Origin of the sequence: Mycobacterium sp. 1165178.9 (assembly GCF_001673555.1) — a bacterium.
Lineage (GTDB): Bacteria > Actinomycetota > Actinomycetes > Mycobacteriales > Mycobacteriaceae > Mycobacterium.
Genome location: NZ_LZMB01000118.1, coordinates 1 through 5010, shown reverse-complemented (window position 1 = coordinate 5010; position 5010 = coordinate 1). Strand labels below are relative to the sequence as shown.

Here is a 5010-nt window from a genome sequence, read left to right as displayed (position 1 = left end):
GGCCGACGAGCTGATGTTGACCAGGCTCCCGCCGCCCCGCGCGACCAAGTGGGGGAGTGCGGCCGCGCAGGTGTTCCAGGCGCCGATGAGGTTGACGTCGAGGACCAGCCGCCACTGCTCGGCGGTGGTGGTGTCCCATGTGCCGACGGTCAGCACGCCGGCGTTGGCGACCGCACCATCGAGTCCGCCGAGTTCGTCGACGGCCGCGTCGACCGCCGCTTTCATGGCGGCCTCGTCACGTACGTCGACGATCTGGGTGATCGCACGGCGGCCCTGTTTCTCGACCAGTTCCGCGGTCTCGTTCAGTTCGTCTTCGGTGGCCAGTGGATATTCCAAACCCTCTGGCGTGGAGCAGATATCGACCAGGACGCAGTCGGCGCCTTCCTCGGCGAGGCGCACCGCGTGCGAACGTCCCATGCCGCGTGCGGCCCCCGTGATCAAGACCCGTTTGCCCGCGACGCGGCCCGCTGCGTTGTTCGTCGTCATCCGTGTATCACACCTTGTTGCAGAAGCCGGCGTCGACGGGGAAGGTCACGCCGGTGACATACTTCGCCTCGTCGGAGACCAGGTAGGCAATGGCGGCGCTGACGTCTTCGGGCTCCATCATTCCGACAGGCATCGGGTTTTGCAGGTGGGGACCCGCACCGGGATTCTTTTCCAGGAATTCGGTCATGTCGGGGTTGGTCGCCATCATCGTGTTGACGGCGGTCGGGTGCACGGTATTCACCCGAATGTTCAGCGGTGCAAGGGCATTGGCTAGGGTCCGCATCAGTCCGACGATCCCGTGTTTCGATGCCGCGTAACCCAGGCCGCCGCCCTGCAAGCCGCCGAAACCCTTGATGCCGGCGGTCGAGCTGGTGAAGATGATGACCCCGCCGCGGTTACCGGACAGCAGATGCGGGACCGCCGCCCATGCCGTGTGATACGCCCCGTCGAGGTTGACGCTGGTGACCGCGCGCCACTGTGCCAGCTCCTCCTCGATGCTCAACTGCCGAAACGCGAGGGGCGCGATTCCCGCGTTGGCCAACACGATGTCGAGGCGTCCGAAGTGCTCCACGCCGGCATCCATCACGGCCTTGACTTGCTCGAACTCGCGGACGTCGGCGACCGTGCCCAGCATCTTGCCGCCCGCTTCTTCGACCAACGCGACGGTCTCGACCAGCTCCTCATGGGAGGCCATCGGATAACCGTTGGCGGGGATGTTCGCGCAGATGTCGATGCCGATGATGTTGGCGCCTTCGCGCGCGAGTCGCACCGCATGGCTGCGGCCCTGGCCGCGCGCAACCCCGGTGATGAAGGCGACTTTGCCATCTATTGAACCCACCGAGCTCGTCCTCGTTTCCAATCATCGACCCAGATCAGGCTTGAGTAACGCCGTTACTCACCGATGCACAGTAACATGGTTACTGTGATGGCAAAAGGGGCCGGCGTGGATGCGGCGAGCGACGCTTCGAGGCGGCGGGCCGACCCGATCCTCGACATCGTGGTCGAAATGCTCGACCACGAGGGCTATGAGGCGGTGCAGCTGCGCGAGGTTGCCCGGCGGGCCCGAGTCTCCCTGGCGACCATCTACAAGCGATATCCCACCCGTGACGAGCTCATTGTCGCCGCCCTTGACGAGTGGATGGATGCCAAACGCTATGCGCGCCTGCCGGCGCTGATCGACGATTTGCCCGGCGAGTCGATGTATGTGGACCTGATGCACGTGATGCGGACCATCTTCGAGCCGTGGGAGCAACATCCGTTGATGCTGCGCTGCTATTTCCAGGCGCGATCCGGCCCCGGCGGAAGGCGCCTCATTCAGCGCGGCGTCGACGCGGTTGTTCCCGTCGTCAAAGCCGTACTGACGCAAGCGGAGCCGGGCTTCGCCAAGGACCTCGAGCTCATCCTCACCGGCGTGGTCTACGGGTTCCTTGCTCGATTCACTCAGGGGGAGATCGATGTCACCGAAATCGTGCCGGGCATCGAACGCGCGGTGTTCTGGTTGACCCACGCCTACGAGAATGGCCCCGCAGGGGTGGTGCGGCCTTGAGCACTACGGAATCCATACTGCCGCAAGAGCTCCAGTCACATGAGCGGCGGCAACGGCAGTAGCCAGGTCACCGAGGGGTCGATATCGTCCCTGTATTGCGGGCAATAGGTCGCGATCGACAGGCCGACGAAGTAGGCGGATTGCTTGACGGAAAGGTCCGTTTGCCTGGCCAGCTGAATCGCCGGGATCGATGCGTTCGGGTTGCCGGCGATGCTGGTGCACACCGTGTGGGCTTTCGCGATCGCATCGTCGTTGTCGGGCATGGTGATTCCGCCCCTGGACAGGCCTGCGATGAACGCGTCGTCGGTGTCATCCGCTGCCGCCGGGGCCGCGTAGGCCAGCGCGGCGGCGGACAGGACGATCGCGCAGACGGCCGGCCACTTCGCAGAACCAACCTTCATCGGACTCGGCCCCCTCTGTGCACGGACCAATCGGTGTGCAGTCAGGATGACTTGAATCGACGATAGTCGAAATCGGACACGGCCAGAGCAACGAAGCCCTCGTCCGCCCACGCCGTCGGCGTCGGCACTGCGACAATGGCGCAACCGATCGCGAGGACAGTGGTAATGGTTGACCGCACCGCGGCGCTCCTTTGTTGACCGCGCGGGCAAACGGGCCGCCGCGGGCTATCGGCTACGAACTGGCTTCCGGGTCTTCGGCCAGGTACGTGACTTCATACCAGCGCCGGCCTCGTTCGGCGTCGATAGCTTCGGTCGCGGTTGCCAGCTCGAGCCGAACATCCGTCAGATGCGGATTGCCTACGCGGATGCCGTCTTCGAGCTCGGCATGCAGCGCGTCGCCGTCCAGGGTGATATCTGCGAGCGCTCTGCCGGTATACCTCGTCCAACTCACGTCTCACATTTTGCTCCGGCCGCGCGCCACGCGACACGGCCGGTCTACGCACCTGCACGTGGCGGCCCTTCGAGCTCTTCAGGGACCCATTGGTAACCTTCGTCGGGCGGCCTACACCTGACAGCACCGCGGCGTTTTTACGCCCGAGGGGTCGCGGTGAAGATACTGACGTGGCGATGAACAGAAACATCTGCGAACATCCCGGCGGCCGCGGCTGCCTCAGCCCTATGGGCTTATGCCGGCTGACTACTCGACCTTGAACTTTCCGACCTGGTTCAGCGAACCGCCGCAAACCACCGACGACACCGCGCAAGGTGCCGTGAGACGTACTGCTTTCCAACGGGTTTCGGTGCGGTCTCGTCGACCTTGGATGCTGATGGATTGAGCGTGAGCCTCAAACGTGTTGACGAGTTGAAGCCCGGGGACAGGATCCGCATGAAGGTCGGGCACGCTACCGTGATAGCGACGGAACCGCTTGACGACGACCGCACCCTGATTACGTTCACCTATGGGACGAAGGGCCCCGCCGACAACTCTCTGACCGTGGATGTGCTCGACGACGACGAGTGGGGCTGGTAGGGCGGCTTTAGGTCTTCAGGCCGGGGAGCGGACTGCCTGGTCGGACTCTTCCCGGGGTAGCGGCAGAAAATCGCGCACGCCAAGTCATTCGGCAAGAACCTTGTCGGCGACTGTCCGGCATACGACGATTGAGTCGGTTCGGCCTCGGAGGAGGAATTATGGCCCTACACCGTCTGAACAACTTCGCCGGTTTATCCGCCGCGTCGCTCGCGATCGCTCTGCCGTTCCCCCCGGTAGCCTGTGCCGACAATCCGTCCTGGAACGGCCAGTACGCAATCACGTTCATGGTCGGCCCCAAGGCCGGGACCAGCATGGCGGTCGGCGACCCGGAAACGCAGCACACCGAGACCTACGGTTTCAGCTCGAGCTGTAGCAACGGGAAGTGCGTCGCCACCATCGTCAGTGGCCCTCCGCCCACTAACCCGACGGTTCCGCAGCCGGTTCAGTTCACCTGGGATGGAAAGTCTTGGTCGCAGGTCAACGAATTTCAATGGGACTGCATGATGCCCGACACCACGATTCAATGGAATCCGGCCCGGACACAGGTGCGCTACACGCCCCAGCCCGACGGGTCGCTCGCCGGCATCATGCACACCGACATCCTGAGCGGCGCGTGTCAAGGGACGATCGACATGGAGATGAGGGCCGAGCGCGTGTGAATCAACCCTTCGGGTACGCCTCCGCGAAGTTGCCAGCCACGTCTCGCCGACATCTCGCACTCATATTCATTGTCGCGCAATGTGTCTGATCGCGTCGGCTTCGAGAACCCTGCGCACGATGGTGGCTGCGCTCAGGTGTGGACTTTCCAGCCCGCTAGTGGGGTGGGTGCCGCCGGTGCATCGGGATCGTTGAACTCGATGTAAATGTCGCCCTGGTTGATGTTGGCGGCGTAGGCGATGAACCCGTGGGCGGTTTGACCGTTGGTGACGCTGCCCGCATGCAGCGGCGGCATCTTGTTGATCTTCTGATAATCGATGAGGGACGAGCCACCCTCGGTATCCCGGTTCGGGTCCTGCCGCCATGGCGAGGAGGCGGCGGTCACGGACGTCTGGCCGTAGCTGAACGGCGCGTCGGACTTGCCGGCGATCGTGAGTTCGATGACGTTGCAACCCCCGCCGCCGTAACACCCCGACGAAACCCAGGTCGCGTTGTTGAGTGTGACGTCGGCGGTCGCGGTGCTGTACTCGGTGACGTGGATGGTGGTGCCGGCTTTTCCGGTCGGGAAAGGCGACTGTTGAGCGGTCGGGTCGGCGGTTCCGTGGGGCGCGGTCAAGCACCCTGTCAGCGCAAGCGTCACCGCGAGAGCGCTAATGTGCGCAGGTCTGGTCACTGCGCGAAGATAGCGCACCTTAGGAGGCCTGCCGGATCGGGCGTGGGCGCATATGGTTCAAGAGCCCGGCCCCAAACAATTCGGTTTTCACTCTTATGCGCCGTCGTCGGCTTTACACTGAGCGGGATATGAGCGCCTATCAGACCGTCGTAGTCGGCACCGATGGCTCGGACTCGTCGCTGCGCGCGGTGGACCGCGCTGGCGCGATCGCGGCGGA

General features: G+C 64.0%; 9 protein-coding genes. 4 read left to right on the top strand and 5 right to left on the bottom strand.

Features of this window, described 5'->3' with window-relative positions; translation table 11 throughout:
• Positions 1–486: SDR family NAD(P)-dependent oxidoreductase (locus A5652_RS05865; protein WP_156745174.1), on the bottom strand; the 486-nt coding region annotated here is incomplete at its 3' end.
• Between the two features lie 7 nt (positions 487–493).
• On the bottom strand, positions 494–1324 hold the full coding sequence (locus A5652_RS05860) for a mycofactocin-coupled SDR family oxidoreductase (protein ID WP_067347640.1): 831 nt from the start codon (positions 1322–1324) through the stop codon (positions 494–496).
• Positions 1325–1411: 87 nt separating this feature from the next.
• Between A5652_RS05860 and A5652_RS05855 the strand changes: the two genes are divergently transcribed.
• Complete coding sequence (locus tag A5652_RS05855; protein ID WP_156745173.1) at positions 1412–2032, top strand: TetR family transcriptional regulator; 621 nt, start codon at positions 1412–1414, stop codon at positions 2030–2032.
• A 35-nt stretch (positions 2033–2067) separates the two neighbouring features.
• Here the strand turns inward: A5652_RS05855 and A5652_RS05850 are convergent, their stop codons facing one another.
• Entirely contained in the window at positions 2068–2433 is a 366-nt protein-coding gene (locus tag A5652_RS05850; protein WP_067347637.1) for a DUF732 domain-containing protein, read from the bottom strand.
• Between the two features lie 232 nt (positions 2434–2665).
• On the bottom strand, positions 2666–2884 hold the full coding sequence (locus tag A5652_RS05845) for a hypothetical protein (protein WP_067347633.1): 219 nt from the start codon (positions 2882–2884) through the stop codon (positions 2666–2668).
• A 387-nt stretch (positions 2885–3271) separates the two neighbouring features.
• Between A5652_RS05845 and A5652_RS05840 the strand changes: the two genes are divergently transcribed.
• Both A5652_RS05840 and A5652_RS05835 read left to right on the top strand, forming a co-directional pair.
• The gene (locus A5652_RS05840) at positions 3272–3463 is read left to right on the top strand and encodes a hypothetical protein (RefSeq protein WP_067347630.1); all 192 of its coding nucleotides are present in this window, start codon (positions 3272–3274) and stop codon (positions 3461–3463) included.
• A 158-nt stretch (positions 3464–3621) separates the two neighbouring features.
• Complete coding sequence (locus tag A5652_RS05835) at positions 3622–4122, top strand: hypothetical protein (protein WP_067347627.1); 501 nt, start codon at positions 3622–3624, stop codon at positions 4120–4122.
• A gap of 131 nt (positions 4123–4253) precedes the next feature.
• On the opposite strand, the gene A5652_RS05830 is transcribed toward A5652_RS05835, so the two are convergent.
• Positions 4254–4775: a hypothetical protein gene (locus tag A5652_RS05830; protein WP_067347644.1), complete on the bottom strand. Its 522-nt coding sequence runs from the start codon at positions 4773–4775 to the stop codon at positions 4254–4256.
• 146 nt (positions 4776–4921) lie between these two features.
• Here A5652_RS05830 and A5652_RS05825 point away from each other — a divergent pair.
• Positions 4922–5010 (top strand): universal stress protein (locus tag A5652_RS05825; RefSeq protein ID WP_232001099.1); only part of this gene is annotated, 89 nt, incomplete at its 3' end.

Bases quoted from the DNA above. Each gene is read 5' to 3' on its own strand.
- A5652_RS05855 (WP_156745173.1), top strand. From the start codon at position 1,412: ATGGCAAAAGGGGCCGGCGTGGATGCGGCGAGCGACGCTTCGAGGCGG.
- A5652_RS05850 (WP_067347637.1), bottom strand. From the start codon at position 2,433: ATGAAGGTTGGTTCTGCGAAGTGGCCGGCCGTCTGCGCGATCGTCCTG.
- A5652_RS05835 (WP_067347627.1), top strand. From the start codon at position 3,622: ATGGCCCTACACCGTCTGAACAACTTCGCCGGTTTATCCGCCGCGTCG.